This window comes from Streptomyces sp. NPDC030222, assembly GCF_055573115.1.
In genome coordinates this window covers 172,853-191,182 of sequence record NZ_JBVICA010000008.1, presented here as the reverse complement: position 1 = coordinate 191,182, position 18,330 = coordinate 172,853, and the positions used below count along the sequence as shown (strand labels likewise).

Genomic DNA, 18,330 nt, shown 5'->3' with positions numbered 1-18,330 from the left:
TCCGTGTGCTGGGCGACAGCCGTCGGGACTCCGGGCGGCGCGTCTCCGGGCGGTTCGAGTGGGCTCGCGCGCCGGTTCTCCGGGCCGCGCGAGTGGGCTCGCGCGCCGGTCTCCGGGGCGCCTGGCGCCTGCGTTCCGGGGGTTCCCGGGGTGACCCCGTACGGGTTTCTCCGCGGGGTGCGCGGGGCGACCCGTACCGGGTTCTCTGTGGGGTGCCCGGAACGACCCGTGCGGCTTTCCGCGGCGTGCCCGGGATGCCCCGTGCGGCCGTGGCAGGTCCCCGCCACCGCCCCGGGCAACGGGGCAGACCGAAGGGGCGCGCAGGGCAGGTAGCCTTGCCTCGTGCCCCGTCTGTCTGAAGTCATCGCCGCGCTCGAAGCTCTCTGGCCCGCCGAGCGGGCCGAGGAATGGGACGCCGTAGGCACGGTCTGCGGAGATCCCGACGCCGAGGTGACCCGGGTCCTCTTCGCCGTCGACCCCGTCCAGGAGATCGCCGACGAGGCGATCGCCCTCGGCGCCCAGCTGCTGGTCACCCACCACCCGCTCTACCTGCGCGGTACGACCACCGTCGCGGCCTCCCACTTCAAGGGGCGGGTCGTGCACTCCCTCATCAAGAACGACATCGCGCTGCACGTCGCCCACACCAACGCGGACACCGCCGACCCCGGCGTCTCCGACGCCCTGGCCGGCGCCCTCGACCTGCGCGTCGTCGCACCCCTCGTACCCGACCCCGCCGACCCGCACGGCCGCCGCGGGCTCGGCCGGATCTGCGAACTCGACCACCCCGAGACGCTGGGGGAGTTCGCCGCCCGTGCCGCCAAGCGGCTGCCCGCCACCGCCCAGGGCATCAGGGTCGCCGGCGACCCCGACACCGTGCTGCACCGCGTGGCCGTCAGCGGCGGCTCCGGGGACAGCCTCTTCGACGTCGTCCGGGGCGCCGGGGTGGACGCGTTCCTCACCGCCGACCTGCGTCACCACCCGGCCTCCGAGGCCACCCAGAACACGGCCCGTTCCTCCCGCCCCCTAGGGCTGGTCGACGCCGCCCACTGGGCCACCGAATGGCCCTGGTGCGAGCAGGCCGCCGCCCAGCTCGACCAAATCTCCGACCGTCACGGATGGGGACTGCGCGTCCACGTCTCGCACACGGTCACCGACCCCTGGTCCGCCCACCACTCTTCTCCTGGAGCCCCCAACTGAACGCCGCGCCCGCCGACCAGATCCGACTCCTCGACGTCCAGGCGCTCGACGTCCGACTGGCGCAGATCGCCCACAAGCGGAAGTCGCTGCCCGAGCACGCCGAGATCGAGTCGCTGAACAAGGACCTCGCCCAGCTTCGCGACCTGCTCGTCGCCGCGCAGACCGAGGAGAGCGACACCGCCCGCGAGCAGACCAAGGCGGAGCAGGACGTCGACCAGGTGCGCCAGCGGGCCGCCCGTGACCAGCAGCGCCTCGACTCCGGTGCCGTGACCTCCCCGAAGGACCTGGAGAGCCTCCAGCACGAGATCGGCTCGCTCGCCAAGCGCCAGGCCGACCTGGAGGACGTCGTCCTGGAGATCATGGAGCGCCGCGAGGCCGCGCAGGAGCGCGCCACGGAGCTCACCGGGCGCGTCGCCGCCGTCCAGGCCAAGGCCGACGACGCCACCGCCCGCCGCGACGCCGCCTTCCAGCAGCTCGACGACGAGGCCGGCACCGTCACCAAGGAGCGCGAGATCGTCGCCGCCTCCGTCCCGGCGGACCTCCTCAAGCTCTACGACAAGCTGCGCGAGCAGCAGGGCGGCATCGGCGCCGCCCGGCTCTACCAGCGCCGCTGCGAGGGCTGCCGCCTGGAGCTCAACATCACCGAACTGAACGAGGTGCGCGCCGCCGCCCCCGACACCGTCGTGCGCTGCGAGAACTGCCGCCGCATCCTCGTCCGTACCTCCGAGTCCGGGCTGTAGGCGGGGCGGACGATGGGACGCAGCCTCGTCGTCGAGGCGGACGGCGGCTCCCGGGGCAACCCGGGACCCGCCGGCTACGGCGCGGTCGTCATCGACCCGGCCAGCGGGGAGACCCTCGCCGAGGCCGCCGAATACATCGGCGTCGCCACGAACAACGTCGCCGAGTACCGCGGTCTGGTCGCCGGTCTCCGCGCGGCGCGGGAACTCGACCCCGACGCCGAGGTGCGGGTCCGCATGGACTCCAAGCTCGTCGTCGAGCAGATGTCCGGCCGCTGGAAGATCAAGCACCCCGACATGAAGCCGCTGGCCGCGGAGGCAGCGCTGGTCTTCCCCCGGGGCCAGGTGTCGTACCAGTGGATCCCCCGCGAGCAGAACAAGCACGCCGACCGGCTCGCCAACGAGGCGATGGACCTCGGCAAGCGCGGCAAGCGGTGGTCGCCTTCCGTGTCGGCGGACGCGCGCGCCGCACGCACCGTCGCGGTGCCGCCGCCGGCCGGGCCGCCGGGGGACGCTACGGCCGGCGCCTCGCGCGCCCGGGAGGCCCTGCGCGCCGCGAGGCCCGCGGAGACGTCACCGGCCGCGGAGGCTCCTGCCACGGGGACGGCTCCTGCCACGGGGACGGCGGTGGCGGAGGCGCCGTCCGCGCAGACTCCTCCCGTCGGCTGGGCCGCGTCCGCCGATCTCGGCGCCCCGGCGACCTTCGTGCTGCTCCGGCACGGCGAAACCGCCCTCACCCCCGAGAAGCGGTTCTCCGGCAGCGGGGGCGGCGACCCCGATCTGTCCGCGGCCGGCCGGGCCCAGGCGGACCGGGTCGCGGCGGCGCTGGCCGCCCGCGGCACCGTCCAGGAGGTCGTCTCCTCCCCGCTCGCGCGCTGCCGCCAGACGGCCCAGACCGTCGCGGCCCGCCTCGGTCTCGACGTCCGCGTCGACGAGGGTCTGCGCGAGGCCGACTTCGGTGCGTGGGAGGGGCTGACCTTCGCGGAAGTGCGCGAGCGCTACCCCGAGGACCTCGACGCGTGGCTCGCCTCCACGAAGGCGGCGCCGACCGGCGGCGGCGAGAGCTTCGCCGCCGTGGCGCGACGGGTCGCCACGGCCCGCGACCGGCTGATCGCCCGCTCGGCGGGCCGTACGGTCCTCCTGGTCACGCACGTGACGCCGATCAAGACCCTGGTGCGGCTGGCCCTGGGCGCCCCGCCGGAGTCGCTGTTCCGGATGGAACTCTCCGCGGCGTCGCTGTCGGCGGTGGCGTACTACTCCGACGGCAACGCGTCGCTGCGCCTGCTGAACGACACGTCGCACCTGCGCTGACCGTTCGAAGGCCCGGGCCGATCGGACGCTGTTGATGAACCAGCAGCATCCGATCCGGCCCGGGCCAACGGCCGCCCGTGCGTCCGCCCGGAGCCTCCGACTGCCGACGCGGAGCGTCAGTGGATGTCGGTGACCACCACGTCCAGCGCCCACGCCTTCCCCGCCCGGCCCGGGGCCTCGCACTCGACGGCATGGCCCAGGTCGCGCAGCGCCTCCACCAGCTCGGCTGGGTCCCGCGGCGCGGTGCCCGACTCCAGGAGGCTCCGGACGATACGGCCCTTCGTCGCCTTGTTGAAATGGCTGACGACCGACCGCTTCTCCACACCGTCGACCATCTGCGCGTGCAGCACCCGCACCGTCGCCGTGCGGCCCGCCACCTCGCCCTTGGGCCGCCATGCCGCGGCGTACGCCGACGAGCGCAGGTCCAGGACCAGGCCGTCACCGGCCGCCTCCGGCAGCACCGCGGCCATGGGCGTACGCCAGCACGCACCGAGCGCGCCGAGGGCCGGGAGCTTCACCCCCATCGAGCAACGGTACGAGGGGATGCGGTCGGTGATCCGTACGGCGCCCCACAGCCCGGAGAACACCAGCAGCGACGCCGCGGCACGCTGCTTCGCCGCCCGGTCCAGGGAGGCCAGGTCCAGCGCGTCGTACAGCACCCCGGTGTAGATCTCCCCGGCCGGCCGGGTGGCCGCGGTGCGCAGTCCCGCGTTCCTGGCGACCTCGCCGCGCAGTCCCTCGCTCAGGCCCAGCACCTCGCGGGCCTTCTCCTCGTCGGCCGCGCACAGCTCCACCAGCTCGTCCAGGACCGCGGCACGCGCCTCCGCCAGGCCCGGCAGCGACAGCGACTCCGGCTTCAGCGGTGCCCCACGGCCCGGGGCGGCCTTGCCTTCGGAGGGCGGCAACAGCACGAGCACAGCGGTTCTCCTTCGGTACGTCCAGAGCGGGGTGCGTCCACGACAGGTGTGTCCACGACGGGTGCGGCCCCGGGCCAGCGTACGGTGCTCCGGCGTGCCGCCCGGCCGCCCCCGGCCTACGCTCGACCCATGCCACGCCGTCATGTGCGGGTGACCGGCGCAGCCGAGGATCCGCTGCGGGTCGCCCTGCGGGCACTGCGCACCGAGCTCCGGGTGCCGCGGTCCTTCCCCGACGAGGTGCTCGCCGAGGCCGAGGAGGCGGCCCGCGACCCGCGGCTGCCGTCCCACGACGCGACGGACCTGCCGATGTTCACCATCGACCCGCCCGGGTCCGCGGACCTCGACCAGGCGATGCACCTCTCCCGGCGGCCCGGTGGCGGCTACCGCGTGCGGTACGCCATCGCCGACGTCGCCGCGTTCGTCGCACCCGACGGCGCCCTCGACCGTGAGGCGCACCGGCGGGTGGTGACCCTGTACTTCCCCGACGGCAGGGTGCCGCTGCATCCGCCGGTCCTCTCGGAGGGCGCGGCGAGCCTGCTCCCCGGACAGACCCGCCCCGCCCTGCTGTGGCGTATCGACCTCGATGCGGACGGCGTCGTGGTCGCCACCGACGTGCGCCGCGCGCTGGTCCGCAGCCGCGCCCGGCTGGACTACGACGGCGTGCAGCGGGCGATCGACGAGCGAACCGCCGAGGAGCCCGTCGCCCTGCTGCGCACGGTCGGTCCGCTCAGGGAGGAACAGGAACGGGCCCGTGGCGGCATCTCGCTCAAGGTCCCGGAGCAGGAGGTCGTCCGGACCGACGGCGGCTACGAGCCGGCGTACCGGGTCCCGCAGCCAGTGGAGAGCTGGAACGCCCAGATCTCGCTGCTCACCGGCATCACCGCCGCGCACCTCATGAAGGGCGGCGGCACCGGCATCCTGCGGACCCTGCCGCACGCCCCCGACGGCGCGGTCGCCCGGCTGCGGAACGTCGCCGTCGCCCTGCGCATCGACTGGCCCCACCACGTCTCGTACGCACGGCTGGTGCGGTCCCTCGATCCGCGCGAACCCTCGCACGCGGCCTTCCTCCAGGAGTGCACCACCCTGCTGCGCGGCGCCGGCTACACGGTCTTCGAACACGGGGCGCTGCCCGAACTCGCGGTGCACGCCGCCGTCGCCGACCTGTACACGCACTGCACCGCCCCGCTGCGCAGGCTCGTCGACCGCTACGCCGGCGAGATCTGCCTCGCGACCGTCGCCGGGAAGGAGCCCGCGGGCTGGGTGACGGAAGGCCTCGGGAAGCTTCCCGACGAGATGGCCGACGGGGCGAGACGGGCGGGCACCGCCGAACGGGAGTGCATCGACATCGTCGAGGCCGCCCTGCTGCAGGACAGGGTGGGCGACCTCTTCGACGGCTGTGTCATCGACATCAGGGAGCAGGACCCGACGGTCGGCACGGTCCAGCTGGAGAGCCCGGCGGTCGTCGCCCGCATCGAGGGCGACGGCGCCCGGCTCCCCCTGGGCGAGCGACTGCGGGTCCGCCTCACCGCTGCGTATCCGGGCAGGACGAAGGCGCTGTTCGCGCCCGCCTGAGCGCGGCGACCAGCGCGGCCGGGTCGTCCGCGTGCAGCCGCAGGGACCCGACGCGCAGCTCGGAGCCCAGCGGGCGGACGAAGGTCACTGGCGCCGTCAGCTCGACGGCGACGGTGGTCTGGCCGGCCACGGGGAGCTCCAGCACGCCGTCCTCGGCGAGCCGGCCCAGCCGCCCGCCGTCGTAACGCCGCTCGATCCGTACGTGCGCGATGTCCTCGGTGCGCAGCCGCAGGTCCACCAGCGCCCCGTACCGGACGCGCAACGAGCCGTCCGGGCCCGCCACATGGGGCCGGGTCACACAGGCCGCGTACAGGGCGAAGACGATCAGCACCCCGTAGACGTCGAGCACCAGCAGGATCCGGTGGACCGTCGGCCAGGGGATGACCAAGGCCAGCACCACGGTCTCCACGACGGACGCGAAGAGCAGCCCGAACATGATCGCGGTCTGCGGCCCGGTGTAGGGGGCGGCGTGATCGTCGTCCCGTACGCCGTGCCGGCGGCGGCCCATCCACAGCACCAGGCTGTGCAGCGCCCGCAGCTCGTGGGCGATCATCCGGCGCAGCTGTACGGGCACGGACTCCGCGAGCACGGCGCGGCCGGCCTCGCGCGGGCCGGCCCCCGACTGCCGCTGCCGGCGGTAGCGCCGCGTGGCGGACACGCCGTGGACGAGGAGCAGACAGAGCACGGCGATCTCGGCGGCGGCCAGGAGCGGGGCCGGGATGCGCACCCCGGCGACCAGACACACCACGACCAGGATCTCGGCGGGGGCCACCAGCCAGACGAGGGCCTTCACCGGCGCACCCTTTCCATGAGCTCCGCCGTGACGCGACGGACCACGGCCGCCTGCGCGGGAGGGAGGTCGCCGAGCAGCGCCTCCGCGATCCCGGGGTACGTCGGCCCGTCGACGGGGATGGCGGCGACGACCTCGTCGGGGAGCACCGCCACCAGATCGTGGGCGAGCGGCCCGATCCGCGGATCGTCCCCGGCCGCGTCCGCGAGGGCGTCGAGCCGCTCGTAGAGCGCCGTGACGGAAGGGTCGCGGGTCAGGGGCATCATGGCCGCGAAGATGTTCTCGCCCGCCTCGCTGCCGTCGAGCAGGGTCAGATGCGTGCGGTCCCTGGCGGCGAACGCGGACTTCGTGGCGGGCAGCGCGCCCAGCAGCTCGGCCAGCGCGTCCGACACCGGGCCCTCGGCGGGCAGCGCACCGTCGACGGCCCGTTCCAGCAGCGCCGCCAGCCGTCGCCGCCGCTCCCGGATCCCGGCCTCCTGCCGGGCCAGGTCGGCGTCGAGCTCCGCGAGGACCTCGGCGAGGTCCCGGCCGGCGTCCTCGGCGAGCACGTCCCGCACCTCGTCGAGTCCCAGCCCGAGCTCGGTCAGCCGCCGGATCCGGGCGAGCAGCACCGCGTGCCGCACCTCGTAGACCCGGTAGCCGTTGGCGCGCCGCGCCGGCTCGGGCAGCAGCCCCAGATGGTGGTAGTGCCGTACCGCCCGCGGGGTGACCCCGGCGAGCGCGGCGAGTTCTCCGATCCGCATGCGGCCAGTAGAAACCCTGACGTTGCGGCAAGGTCAAGCGGCGGTCCGGCGCGCTGTGAATGCCTCCGGGCCCGGTGCTCGTGTGCCACGATCGGGGGAAACAGTCCCCTCTCACGGACGGCGGGTGCGGCGATGTCCCAGTCTGGCGAGCGACCGAGGAAGGAGCGCGACATGACCGCCATGCCGCATGAACCGCTCACGCAGGCGGACGTCCTGCTGGAGGGCTTCCTGGCGCTGGACACGCCGGAGGGCTTCCGGGCGGAGCTGATCGAGGGGGAGATCGTTGTGACACCGCCGCCGGACGGGGACCACGAGGACTGCATCAACCTGATCGTGAAGCAAGTGATCAGGCATTCACATGTCGACATGGATTTCTCCGGGTACAAGGGCCTCAAGCTGATGAGTGCGCCTCATTGCTCCAGGGACCATGTCATCCCCGACGGCACGTTCGCGCCCACCGAACTGCGTCTGTTCCGCGGTGCTGATTCCTGGATGCCGGCTGACGGCGTGGCCATGGTGATGGAAGTGACCTCAACCCGCCCGATCAGGGACCGTGAGGCCAAGCGCCGCTGCTACGCCCGGGCGGCCATCCCTCTCTACCTCCTCGTCGACCGCGACACATCGACCCTCACCCTCTTCAGTGAGCCGGAGGCAGGCGACTACCTCCAGCAGCGCACCGTCCACTTCGGCAAGGTCCTGCCGCTCCCGGAGCCCTTCGCCTTCGAACTGGACACCGCGGCCTTCCTCTGAGGCACGGCCGGGGGCACCCGCGGCCCGCACCGCCGGGTACCATGGTCGACACGGCAGACGAGCCGGGCGGACGGCCGCGTGGAGTCCCTTCGGGGGCTTCCCGAGGAACGTCCGGACTCCACAGGGCAGGGTGGTGGCTAACGGCCACCCGGGGTGACCCGCGGGACAGTGCCACAGAAAGCAGACCGCCGGGGACCTCGGTCCTCGGTAAGGGTGAAACGGTGGTGTAAGAGACCACCAGTGCCCAGGGCGACCTGGGCAGCTGGGTAAACCCCACCCGGAGCAAGGTCAAGAGGAGCCGCTGTGAAAGGCGCGCTCTGCGCGGACGTTCGAGGGCTGCCCGCCCGAGTCCGCGGGTAGACCGCACGAGGCCGGCGGCAACGCCGGTCCTAGATGGATGGCCGTCTCCCCGGCCGCCGCGAGGCGACCGGGTGACAAAATCCGGCGTACAGCCCGACTCGTCTGCCCACCCTCCATCTCGGAGGTGAAGGGCCTTCTCACCCGCTCCGTGCACCCGGGACGGGGGCTGCCGCGCGGTCGTGTGATCGTGGCTGAATCGTCCGCGATGCCGGGCGGAGGGCTTGCTACGGTCCCCGTATGACGCTGCCTGCTGCTCGTCCTGTTGACCTCCGCCGCGAACCGGTGGATGCCGTCTTCGAGCGGGTGGAGCAGTCGCTTCAGGTGCGCATCGACCGGGACACGGTGGTGTGTAAGCGCCGGTCGGTCGGGGGCCGGACAGATCGCGGTACGTGGGTGCGGATCGAGCGGCGCGGGCTGGACCGAATCGGAGTCCAGGGCGGCGACGGCGCCCCAAGCGCGGAGGCCCTGCACGGGATCGCGAAACCCGCCTGGCACGCCGGCGTGGCATGGCTGGACGAGAACGAGCCGGTGATATGCCGGGCGGACGAGACCGGCCTTCTCCCGGGGGCTCCGGTCGGTGGTGCCATCGTGGCTGAGTCCCCGAAGCTGTCCGAGGAGTGGTGGGCAGCGCTGAATGCCTCGCTGGACGCTCTGGCCGAACAGCATACGAACCGCATGGCAACCCCGGACACCGAGACCATCACACAGGAACTCGTGACGTCCACGATCCGCAGCGTCTTCCCCGACGTCGACAGCACTCTCACCAAGTGGGTACCAGCCCACGCAGATCTGAACTGGGCGAACATGACCGCGCCGACGTTCTGCATCTTCGACTGGGAGGACTGGGGCATGGCCCCAAGGGGATTGGACGCGGCGACACTGTGGGGCGCCTCGCTCGCCGTCCCGCCCCTGGCCGACCGCGTTCGCAGCGAGCGGCGCAACGATGTCGAGAGCCGGGACGGCAAGCTGATGACGCTGTTCGTGGCCGCGAAGATCCTCGGGCCGTACGCGCACCCCGAGGACCCCCGCTTGGAACCCGCCCGCGCCATGGCGGAGCAGGTCGCGAAGGAGCTTCAGGCGGCCTGACGCAGGAGCTGCCGGTACTCGCGGACCACTTGGTCGTCGACCTCGAACCCCGTCGCATCGACCAGCTCCCGCAGATGCTCCGGGTTGTCGGTGCCGACGGCGACGGCCTCGACGACGGGAAGGGCGAAGGCGACCCGGAGCGCTGCCTGTACCGGGGTGGCCGGCGGGGAATTCCGCAGGAAGATCGCCGGGTTGAACCTCTCCCACACCGGTTCGGCCGTGCTCCCGCCGAAAGGGCTCATGCCCCACACCTGCCGGGGCCTCCATCCAGTCACCAGGGCCTCGGCGGCTTCGAGGACGTCGAGGCCGACCAGCAGCCCGGCCCGGACCATGAGCACGTCCGGCCGGGGGACCGCGAGGTCGACGAGCGGGCGCGGATCCCACGTGGAGATCCCCCATGATCCACACAGCCCCGCCACGGTGGCGTCCGTGAGAGCGCCGCTTGCCTGCCTTAGCGCCTCGGCGTCGGGACGGGAGTGCTCGGGGTTGTGGAGGAGCACTACATCCGGCTCCTGCCCCAGCTCTCTGACCGCCTGTTCGACGGCTGCGCGCAGCCGGGCGGGGCCGATGCTGTGGCCGCCCTCGAAGTACCCGACCTTGGTGGAGACAGCGAATTTGGGCAGCAGTTTGCCGGCCGTGGCCGTGAGCGTGGGAGCGCCGGTGGAGGTAGGTGGACGCGGTGTCCAGAGAGGTGACGCCGAGGTCCAGGGCGGCGGTCAGGATGATCGCCGACGCCTTCCACGTCCCCGGCCATCTCCTTGGACTTGCCCGTCGCCCGTGGGAGCCGACTGTCCAAGAGCAGCCCCAGCAGCCCCAGCAGCCCCAGCCGCCGCCCGACGGGGACGATCTGGCCGCGATGGACGCCTTCCGCGTCGCCGACCGCCAGACCGGCGGCGGGCGCCTGTACGGGGCCGTCGTACGCCATTTGACCGACCGCGTCGGCCCGCGGCTGGTCGACGCCCACACAGGCCCGGAAGTCTTTGCCGCCGCCGGGGCCTTGACGGAGATGGCGGGGTGGACGGCCCACGACTCCGGCCAGGACGACCTTGCCCTGAAGCACTTCGCCCGTGCCCTGCCGCTGGCTCGTACCTCCGGCGACCTCCCCCTGGCCGCACACATCGCCGCCTCCAGCAGCCACCTCGCCCTCCAGACCGGCGATACAGCGGGCGCGGCACGCTGGGCCCACGTCGGTCTCGACCTCGTCGGCCAAGGCCCCAGAATTCCGGCGCTGACCGCTCGGCTCCAGACGATGCAGGCCCGCGCCCTCGCGGCCTCCACCCAGCACACCCCTGCCCGCCATGCCCTCGAACAGGCCCAGCGCGCCCTTACCGCCTCAGCGGATACCGAGCACCCGTGGCTGTCCCCGTTCGACGCCGCCGCGCTCGCCAGTGAGTCCGCGCTGATCCTGCGGGATCCGGGACGCTACGGCGAGGGCCTGGTTCACGCCGAAGACGCCGTACGCCTGCGCGAAGCGGGCCGCGCCCGCTCCCTGGCCCTCAGCCGGATCACCCTCGCCGAGATCCACGTCCACCGACTCGACCTCGACGCGGCGGTGGACGTCGGTCACGACCTGCTCACTACCAGCCCCACCCTCGGCTCCATCCGCGTCATCCATCAACTCGACGACCTCCGGCGCTTGCTGGAGCCCCACAGGGGCTACGGGCCGGTGCGGGAGTACCTGGTGCGCTTCGACGACGCGCGCAGGGCGAGAATGCTGCTCTTGGCCGACATCATCCCGCCGCCCCCGGGAGGCACCACCTCATGAAGCCCTCGCCCGATGACCCCGACGCCTGGAACGCCTACCTCGCCGAGGGTAACGCCACCCAGCCTCGAAAGCGGGTCGCGGCCGACGTGCTCCTCCGGGACGCAGCCGGCCGGGTGCTGCTGGTGAACCCGACCTATAAACCGGGCTGGGACCTGCCGGGCGGGATGGCTGAGGCGAACGAGCCGCCGGAGGAGACGGTCGTGCGGGAGCTGAGCGAGGAACTCGGCCTCGACGTCACCGTGCGCGGGCTCCTGGTTGTGGACTGGGTGGCCCCACACGGGCCATGGGACGACCAGATTGCCTTCATTTTCGACGGCGTCATCCTCGACGTGCCGGGGGAGCTGCGACCGCATGACGAGGAGCTGTCCGAGGCCGCGTATGTGACGCTGGATAAGGCGCGGGAGCTGGTGGGCGAGCGAATGCGGGTCAGGATGGCCGCGGCGGTCCGGGCACTGGACGAGGGACGGCCGGTATATCTGCACGACGGAACGCCTGTCTCATACTGATCACAGCGTCCATCGCAGCACTGATGAGCGCTTGGGCGTGGCCACGAGACGCCCGACCATCTTCAACGAGAGGCGGACGCGGACATCTTCGAGCGCATCGAGCAGACTGTCTGAACCCTGAGAACGACGAAGCCTCCGTCCGGGCCGCTCCGGGGGCGGGGGCGTCTCCTCGGGGGCCTTTGCCGCCAGTTCGGTGCCTGCAGCAGCGGCCGCCCGGGGGAGGCTGCTGTTCCCGGCAGTCCACGCACCGACACCAGCGGCCTGACGATGGCGGGCATTTCTTCGCCTGTCGGCGGGGATGCGGTGTCGGTTTGAGAGCGTCAGGTGTCGATCCCCTGTGGATAGCTGAAGAAGTCGGTCGGATCGTATTTCCGCTTCACCCTGACCAGCCGGTCGTAGTTCGCACCGTAGTAAGCCCGCCGCCAGTCCTTCAGCTTCGGATCCGGGAAATTCTGATACGAATGCCCAGGAGGCGTGTCACCGAAAATGTCGTAGTAGAAGTCACGGAGCCAGTGCAGATTCGCGGTCTCGACGTGGGGCGGATCATAGTCCGTCCAGGAGGTCTCGGCAGCGAAGATGAACACGGCGTTTCGGTGCACGAACGCGGTCGCGTCCGGCGGCACCTGGTTGATCTCGCCGCCGAGGGCGAACATCGCGAACCCGGCCCCGTCCTCGTTGCCGCTGCCCGGCCAGTCCAGCAGTTTTTCGGCGGCGGCGCCGACCTGCTTGTCAGTCAGGAGCGTCCGGGAAGTGAGAACCGCCGACTTGGCGGCGAACCGTTCCACCGGCGTGGTGGCGCTCAGCAGTACGCTCGCCTGGCCGGGAGTGACCTCGCGGACGGACGCGCTGTTGCGGGCACGCTCCTCGGCCGTGCCGATGGCGAGCAGTGGAGCCAGGATGGCGCGCAACTCCTCAAGGGGGCCGTAGTACTGGCCGATGGCGTTGGCGTTGGCGTTGGCGTGGATCTGGTCCCTGGCAAGCCCGCGGGTCCCGATGCCGACGCGAAGGTGGAACCGCTTGTCGTCCAGGGTGTTCACGGCGATCCGCTGCGCGGCGTCGATCACCGGCACCACCGAGTCCAGGCTCCAGCGCAACTGGTAGAAGCCCACGTTGCCCTGGAACTGCTCGTACTGGAACGTGAAGGAGGTGTTGACACCGAAGTTGTTCCCCGCCCCGCCGCGGCAGGCCCAGAACAGGTCGGAGTGCGAGTCCTGACCGGCCTCCACCACGCGGCCGTCGGCGAGTACCACGGTCGTCGAGACCAGCCGATCACAGGTCAGACCGAACATCTTGTCACTGAAGCCGATACCGCCGCCGAGCACCAGTCCGGCCACCCCGACCGTGGGGCAGCGGCCGGTCGGTACGAAGATCCCCCGGTCCTCCAGCAGCGGGTGCAGGTCGCCATTGGTGACCCCGGCTCCCACGGTGACCGTACCCGCGTCATGGGTGACGTTGATCGGCCCGAAGGTCCGGGTCCGGGAGCGGGCGCCCGGTAGCGGAGTGACGGCGATGCTCTTCATCCGGGCCATGTTGAGCAGCAGGCCGGTGGTGCTGGAGTACCCCGCGTAGTTGTGGCCCAGCCCGGAGCGGGGCACGGCGGGCAGCCCCACCGATCGGGCCCAGCGGACCGCCGCGCGGACATCCCTGGTGGTAGCGCACGCGACAATTCCAGCGGGGTGGATCCCGGCGTAGCGGTGGTTGAACGGGAGCGCCAGCGGCGAGTAGTTGGAATCCCTTGGCCGGTAGAGGGTGGAACGCGATGACAGCGCGTCGGCCAGCCGCCCCCAGTCCCGGGGGCCGACCCGATCCGCCACCCCGGTGGGTGACGCAGCGGTGGGTGGTGCCTGCAAACCCACCATCCCCGTCCCCAGAACACCCAGTGTGCCCACCCGCACTGCGCCCCGCCTGTTGATCACAGTGGCTACCCCTCACGAGAAACGCCCCCGAAGACGCGACCGCCTCCCCGTGAAGTCAACCGATCGCCGGCCGGCACAGCCGCAGGACACGATCCGCCCCCAGGCCCACAACCCCAAAGAGCGCCCCGGCGTACCGCCGAATGGCTGCACTTCACGGTGTATCCCCGCCCGGTGCCTCCTTGGTGAAGGAAATGCCCGCGGGCGGGTCCGACTCCGGTACGTCCGCCCCGGCCCCGCTCCTCTCCCGGAGCCTCTCCCGGCGCCGTTGGCGCCGCCAGGCCGCGAAGGCGACCAGGCCCGCCAGGACGAGCGCGCCGACCTTGACGGCGAGTTTGACGGACAGCCACCCGACTATGAAGGGGACGTGCCAGTCCAGCCACCACATGAAGGCGGCGAAGGAGATGGCGACGGCGAGCCCGGAGACGACCGCGATGGCGGTCCTGAGCGGTGTGTCGCCGTCGGTGATTTCTCCCGTTCGTTCTGTCATGGGCGCAACGCTAATCGCGCCTGGTGCGGTCGATGTCCTCCTCAAGGACGAATCTGTGATCTACGAACGTTGTTGCGGGAGACGAGGTCCCGGCGTGCCGCCGCGGTCGTTCTGCAGCTCCCAGAGCTCCCGGAACAGGCCTGGGGCCGCGACGAGTTCCTCGTAGGTGCCCTGCTGGACCACCCTGCCCCGGTCGAGGACCACGATGCGGTCCGCCACGGCGACGTTGGCGAGCCGGTGCGTGACGAAGACGACGGCACGGTCCCTGGCGACCTCCCGGAGGCCCGCGAAGATGCGGTGCTCGGCGCGGGCGTCCAGTGCGCTGGTGGGCTCGTCCATGACGAGGAGCGCGGCCGGGCGGTGGAAGGCGCGGGCGATGGCGATGCGCTGCCACTGCCCGCCGGAGAGCTCCACCCCGCCGAACCACTCGCGGGCGAGCAGGGTGTCCAGTCCGCTGCGCAGCCCGGCGACGACCTCGGACGCGCCCGAGCGTTCCGCGGCCCTCAGTACCGCGTCGTCCCCGCCGCAGGGCTGGCCGAGGGTGATGTTCTCGCGGGCGGACAGCGGCCAGTGCGCGAAGTCCTGCGGGACGACCGCGGTGTGCCGCCACAGCGCGTTCGGGTCCAGGTCGCGGGTGTCCCTGCCGTCCCAGGTGACCCTCCCCTCGGTGGGCAGGTACAGCCCGCTCAGCAGCTTGCTGAGCGTGGTCTTCCCCGAACCGTTCTCACCCACCAGGGCCAGGACTTCGCCCCGGCGCACCTCCAGGCTCACCTTCTCCAGGGCGGGCGCGTCCGAGTCCGGGTACACGAACGTCAGTCCCTCCGCCCTGACGGCCTGCGGGGACGGCGCCACGACCGGGCCGCGGTCCATCCGGTGCCCGCCGGCCTCCTCCGTGAACTCCACCCAGTCGTCGAAGTACAGGCCCGTCCGGAACAGCATGGTGCCGTAGCCGACGATGCCCTGGAGGGACGTGCCGATCGTGCGGAGCGCGAAGACCGCGGTGCCCGCCGAGGCCACCGACATGCGGCCGGTCGCCAGGAGCAGACCGAGGGACAGCCACAGCAGGCCCGACGCCACCCCTCCGGCGAGCGCGCCGACCACGGCGTAGCGGGCGCCGCGGTGGACGGCCCGGTCGGTGGCGGCGTCCACCCGCGCCCCGATCGCGCGGTACCGGGCCAGGAGGAAGGACGCCATCGTCCCGGAGCGGAGCTGGTCGGCGATGTCCTTGTCGACGATGTACCAGCGGAGCAGGCCCAGGGTGCGCCGGTCGGAGGACATGGCGCGGCTGGTCTCGTAGTGGACTCGGGCGCCCTTCATACCGGCGATGCCCTGCGGGAGTACGGCCAGCACGAGCAACGGCAGCAGTAGGGGGTGGAGCACGGTGATGACGCCCGCTGCGGCGACGATCGACGCGACGCAGGCCATGACCTGCTGGGATTCCGTGATGAGGTCCTGGGCGACATCGGCTCCGCGGTCGGCGTTCTCCCATTTGTCGTTGAAGCCGGGGTGGTCGTATGCGGCGAGTTCGGTGTGTACGGCCGCGTCGAGCATCTCCAGCTCGGCCTCGCGCGAGATCCGCGGGGAGAGCCTGCTGGAGATGTTGCTGACGGCGATGCCGAGCAGGGCGCGGAGCCCCGCCGCGCCGGCCAGGGCCGCGATCGCGGGCAGGGCGTCCCGCAGCCGGTCGCCGATGTCCCCCGTGGAGATCAGGGCGGTGATGGTGCTCGTGGTGGCGATCAGCCCGAAGGCCTCCAGCACTGCGGACAGCGCCTGGCAGGCCAGCAGCGCGACCACGGCCCGGCGGTCGACCCGCCAGGCGAGGGACAGCGCCCGCCGCACGAGCTGGGGCAGCCGACGGGCCATCTGCCAGGTCGTCACGGGCACCCGGTCCAGCTCCGGGGTACGGGGCGGGCGGTACCGTAACTCCTCGGCCGGGTTGGCCGCGGGGCCGTCCTCGGGGGTGGCGGGGGCACTGTCCTCGGGCCTGTCCTCGTGGGTGGCCTTGGGGCTGTCCGTGGGACTTTCCGGGGGCCTGTCCTCGGGGCCGCTCGTGGCGTTCCCGGGCGCCCGTGTGCCGGCCGATGATCCGGCCGGAACGCCGGCCTGTTCGCTGACCCGTTCGCTGGCCCGTTCGTCGGCCGGCTTCTCTCCGGGTCCTTCGGTCGCGGTGTCCGTGCTCAAGAGGTCCCCCTCCAGGTGTGCTCCGGGTCCGGGCGGATCACCTTGCCGCGCGGGGCACGGGGACATGCCGCGAACCGGGGGATTCCACCCGAAGGGGGCCGGATGCGGTAGACGTCGGCGGAGGGACCGGTTCCCGGCGGGTGCCGGTCCTCGGCCGGGATGGCCACAGCCCGGGGGTCGGACCCCGAAGGGGTCGGACCCGGTCCGCTGGTCGGGTCTCGGCCGGGTCGGTCACAGTCCGGGGGCGGACCCGCCGCCGGACCCCCGCCTGCCACTGCTCGTACCTGGTTCGCGGGTCGGGTCTCGGCCGGGTCGGTCACAGTCCAGGGGCGGACTCCGCGGCCGGACCCCGCCCGCCGCTGCCCGTACCCGGTCCGCGGGTCGGGTCTCGGCCGGGTCGGTCACAGTCCAGGGTCGGACCCCGCCGCCGGACCCCGCCCGCGGGTCAGGACTCGGCCCGGCCCGGCCGTCGACCGGGCGGCGATCCGCCGCAGATGACCGTCCAGCACCTCCGCCGCGTCCGGGGTGAGCGTGCGCAGGGCGACCATCGCCGTCACGATCACGTCGCACAGTTCCGCCTCGACGTCCGGCCAGGAGTGCGTGACGCCCTTGCGCGGATTCTGGCCGGTCGCCCCGATCACCGCCTGCGCGACCTCGCCGACCTCCTCGGACAGTTTCAGTACGCGCAGGAGCAGCTCCTCGCGTTCCGGGCGGCCCGAGGAGCGGTCCAGCCAGGAGTGGAGCCGTCCGACGGTCGCCCAGATCCGTTTGTCGTCCATGGGCGGCAGCCTGGCACAAGGCCGGCCATGGCCGGCCGCTTCTCCCGGACGGGTGACCGGCGGTCAGCCGCCGTCCGGGATCCGGGCGCCCGCGCCGCCCACCCGGACCCGCGGGTCGTCGGCGCGCAGGGTCACGGTGAGGACGCCCGGCCGGCCCATGTCCTCGCCCTGGTGGAGGGTGAGCACCGACTCGGCGGGTACGAGGCCGAGTTCACGGGCGTACGCGCCGAACGCGGCCGCCGCGGCGCCGGTCGCGGGGTCCTCGACCACGCCGCCCACCGGGAACGGGTCGCGGACGTGGAACACCGTGTCGGAGGCGCGGTGGACCAGTTGGACGGTGGTCAGGTCGAGCCGGTGCATGAGCGCGGCCAGCCGGTCGAAGTCGTACGACAGGTCCGCGAGGCGCTCGCGGGTCGCCGCCCCGAGGACCAGGTGCCGGGCTCCGGCGAAGGCGATCCGGGGCGGCAGGGCCGGATCGAGGTCGGCAGCGGGCCAGGCCAGCGCGGCGAGCGCCTCGGCGACGTCCGCCTCCTCGGCCTGCTCGACGTACGGCTCCACGCTGGTGAGGGTGGCCCGGAGGCCGCCGGGCCCGTCGGTCACGGTGACCGGGACGGTGCCCGCGGGGGTGGCGAAGACCAGCTCCCCGGGGCCGACACGCTCGCCCAGCGCCACGGCGGTGGCGACCGTGGCGTGCCCGCAGAAGGGGACCTCGGCCCTGGGGCTGAAGTAGCGGATGGTGTAGGCGCGGTCGCCGGTCCTCTCGGTGAGGAACGCGGTCTCGCTGTAGCCCAGTTCCGCGGCGACCGCGAGCATCGCCGCGTCCCCGAGACCGGAGGCGTCCAGGACCACCCCGGCGGGGTTGCCGCCCGCAGGGTCGTGCGAGAAGGCCGTGTAGCGCAGAACATCGGAAGTCGTGTGTGCCGTCATGCCTGGTGGCAACCGCGAGTCTCCCGCGATCATTCCCCCCACGGGCCGCCACCCGCCACCCGCCACCCGTGCCCGCCGTGCGCTCCTGTGCCGTCGGCCGATGAAGGACATGGCTGGAGGGACACGTCCGGCGGAAGGCGGCACGGAGGAAGCGAGAGACGGAGAGGAGGAAGACCTCGAGGAGGGCCCCGACCCACCGCTGCCGCCCGTGCGGGGACGGCGCGTGTGGCACGGCGGTCCGTCGGTGCCGTGCGATGCCCGCCGGCCGCCGCGGCGCCTGCCTGCGCTCTGTTCGGGCCGGTCGAC

General features: G+C 72.6%; 17 protein-coding genes and 1 other RNA gene. 9 read left to right on the top strand and 9 right to left on the bottom strand.

Annotation, left to right across the window (positions count from 1 at the left end; all coding sequences use genetic code 11):
* Positions 1 to 342 precede the first annotated feature (342 nt).
* From ACZ4Z5_RS14885 to ACZ4Z5_RS14875, 3 genes are read left to right on the top strand one after another with little or no spacing between them, the layout of a single operon-like run.
* Positions 343 to 1,197, top strand: a complete 855-nt coding sequence (locus ACZ4Z5_RS14885) for a Nif3-like dinuclear metal center hexameric protein (RefSeq protein ID WP_468261887.1) — start codon at positions 343 to 345, stop codon at positions 1,195 to 1,197.
* Positions 1,194 to 1,937, top strand: a complete 744-nt coding sequence (locus ACZ4Z5_RS14880) for a zinc ribbon domain-containing protein (protein ID WP_468262066.1) — start codon at positions 1,194 to 1,196, stop codon at positions 1,935 to 1,937. Before ACZ4Z5_RS14885 ends, ACZ4Z5_RS14880 begins: the two co-directional genes overlap by 4 nt.
* A 12-nt stretch (positions 1,938 to 1,949) precedes the next feature.
* Positions 1,950 to 3,245: a bifunctional RNase H/acid phosphatase gene (locus ACZ4Z5_RS14875; protein WP_468261885.1), complete on the top strand. Its 1,296-nt coding sequence runs from the start codon at positions 1,950 to 1,952 to the stop codon at positions 3,243 to 3,245.
* Positions 3,246 to 3,361: 116 nt separating this feature from the next.
* Here ACZ4Z5_RS14875 and yaaA read toward each other — a convergent pair whose 3' ends face one another.
* On the bottom strand, positions 3,362 to 4,162 hold the full coding sequence (yaaA, locus tag ACZ4Z5_RS14870) for a peroxide stress protein YaaA (protein WP_468261882.1): 801 nt from the start codon (positions 4,160 to 4,162) through the stop codon (positions 3,362 to 3,364).
* A 129-nt stretch (positions 4,163 to 4,291) separates the two neighbouring features.
* Here yaaA and ACZ4Z5_RS14865 point away from each other — a divergent pair, with 129 nt between their 5' ends.
* Positions 4,292 to 5,734 (top strand): RNB domain-containing ribonuclease, encoded by a 1,443-nt coding sequence (locus tag ACZ4Z5_RS14865; protein WP_468261880.1) that lies wholly within the window; start codon positions 4,292 to 4,294, stop codon positions 5,732 to 5,734.
* Here the strand turns inward: ACZ4Z5_RS14865 and ACZ4Z5_RS14860 are convergent.
* Both ACZ4Z5_RS14860 and ACZ4Z5_RS14855 read right to left on the bottom strand, forming a co-directional pair.
* The gene (locus ACZ4Z5_RS14860; RefSeq protein WP_468261877.1) at positions 5,685 to 6,527 is read right to left on the bottom strand and encodes a hypothetical protein; all 843 of its coding nucleotides are present in this window, start codon (positions 6,525 to 6,527) and stop codon (positions 5,685 to 5,687) included. The two genes, ACZ4Z5_RS14865 and ACZ4Z5_RS14860, sit on opposite strands and share 50 nt — an antisense overlap.
* Positions 6,524 to 7,267, bottom strand: a complete 744-nt coding sequence (locus ACZ4Z5_RS14855; RefSeq protein ID WP_468261875.1) for a MerR family transcriptional regulator — start codon at positions 7,265 to 7,267, stop codon at positions 6,524 to 6,526. Before ACZ4Z5_RS14855 ends, ACZ4Z5_RS14860 begins: the two co-directional genes overlap by 4 nt.
* 171 nt (positions 7,268 to 7,438) lie before the next feature.
* Here ACZ4Z5_RS14855 and ACZ4Z5_RS14850 point away from each other — a divergent pair, with 171 nt between their 5' ends.
* The 3 genes from ACZ4Z5_RS14850 to ACZ4Z5_RS14840 all read left to right on the top strand — a co-directional run bounded on the left by ACZ4Z5_RS14850 (position 7,439) and on the right by ACZ4Z5_RS14840 (position 9,463).
* On the top strand, positions 7,439 to 8,017 hold the full coding sequence (locus tag ACZ4Z5_RS14850; RefSeq protein WP_468261872.1) for a Uma2 family endonuclease: 579 nt from the start codon (positions 7,439 to 7,441) through the stop codon (positions 8,015 to 8,017).
* A 58-nt stretch (positions 8,018 to 8,075) separates the two neighbouring features.
* Positions 8,076 to 8,482: RNase P RNA component class A (gene rnpB / locus ACZ4Z5_RS14845), an RNA gene on the top strand.
* A 132-nt stretch (positions 8,483 to 8,614) separates the two neighbouring features.
* Entirely contained in the window at positions 8,615 to 9,463 is an 849-nt protein-coding gene (locus tag ACZ4Z5_RS14840) for a hypothetical protein (protein WP_468261869.1), read from the top strand.
* Here the strand turns inward: ACZ4Z5_RS14840 and ACZ4Z5_RS14835 are convergent.
* Complete coding sequence (locus tag ACZ4Z5_RS14835) at positions 9,451 to 10,032, bottom strand: aldo-keto reductase family protein (protein ID WP_468262063.1); 582 nt, start codon at positions 10,030 to 10,032, stop codon at positions 9,451 to 9,453. The genes ACZ4Z5_RS14840 and ACZ4Z5_RS14835 overlap by 13 nt on opposite strands.
* A gap of 110 nt (positions 10,033 to 10,142) precedes the next feature.
* Here ACZ4Z5_RS14835 and ACZ4Z5_RS14830 point away from each other — a divergent pair, with 110 nt between their 5' ends.
* Both ACZ4Z5_RS14830 and ACZ4Z5_RS14825 read left to right on the top strand, forming a co-directional pair.
* Entirely contained in the window at positions 10,143 to 11,228 is a 1,086-nt protein-coding gene (locus ACZ4Z5_RS14830; protein ID WP_468261867.1) for an XRE family transcriptional regulator, read from the top strand.
* Positions 11,225 to 11,734, top strand: coding sequence for an NUDIX domain-containing protein (locus ACZ4Z5_RS14825; RefSeq protein WP_468261864.1), 510 nt, complete (start codon positions 11,225 to 11,227; stop codon positions 11,732 to 11,734). The genes ACZ4Z5_RS14830 and ACZ4Z5_RS14825 overlap by 4 nt, the downstream gene beginning before the upstream one ends.
* Positions 11,735 to 12,054: 320 nt before the next feature.
* Here ACZ4Z5_RS14825 and ACZ4Z5_RS14820 read toward each other — a convergent pair whose 3' ends face one another.
* The 5 genes from ACZ4Z5_RS14820 to ACZ4Z5_RS14800 form a co-directional block, all read right to left on the bottom strand.
* Positions 12,055 to 13,593 (bottom strand): FAD-binding oxidoreductase, encoded by a 1,539-nt coding sequence (locus tag ACZ4Z5_RS14820; RefSeq protein WP_468261862.1) that lies wholly within the window; start codon positions 13,591 to 13,593, stop codon positions 12,055 to 12,057.
* Between the two features lie 208 nt (positions 13,594 to 13,801).
* Positions 13,802 to 14,137: a hypothetical protein gene (locus tag ACZ4Z5_RS14815; RefSeq protein ID WP_468261860.1), complete on the bottom strand. Its 336-nt coding sequence runs from the start codon at positions 14,135 to 14,137 to the stop codon at positions 13,802 to 13,804.
* Positions 14,138 to 14,197: 60 nt separating this feature from the next.
* Positions 14,198 to 16,318, bottom strand: a complete 2,121-nt coding sequence (locus ACZ4Z5_RS14810) for an ABC transporter ATP-binding protein (protein WP_468261857.1) — start codon at positions 16,316 to 16,318, stop codon at positions 14,198 to 14,200.
* A 401-nt stretch (positions 16,319 to 16,719) separates the two neighbouring features.
* Positions 16,720 to 17,097, bottom strand: coding sequence for a MazG-like family protein (locus tag ACZ4Z5_RS14805; RefSeq protein ID WP_468261855.1), 378 nt, complete (start codon positions 17,095 to 17,097; stop codon positions 16,720 to 16,722).
* A 63-nt stretch (positions 17,098 to 17,160) separates the two neighbouring features.
* Positions 17,161 to 18,024 carry a PhzF family phenazine biosynthesis protein gene (locus ACZ4Z5_RS14800; protein ID WP_468261852.1) on the bottom strand — a complete coding sequence of 288 codons (864 nt, stop codon included), beginning with the start codon at positions 18,022 to 18,024 and terminating at the stop codon, positions 17,161 to 17,163.
* Between the last annotated feature and the right edge of the window lie 306 nt (positions 18,025 to 18,330).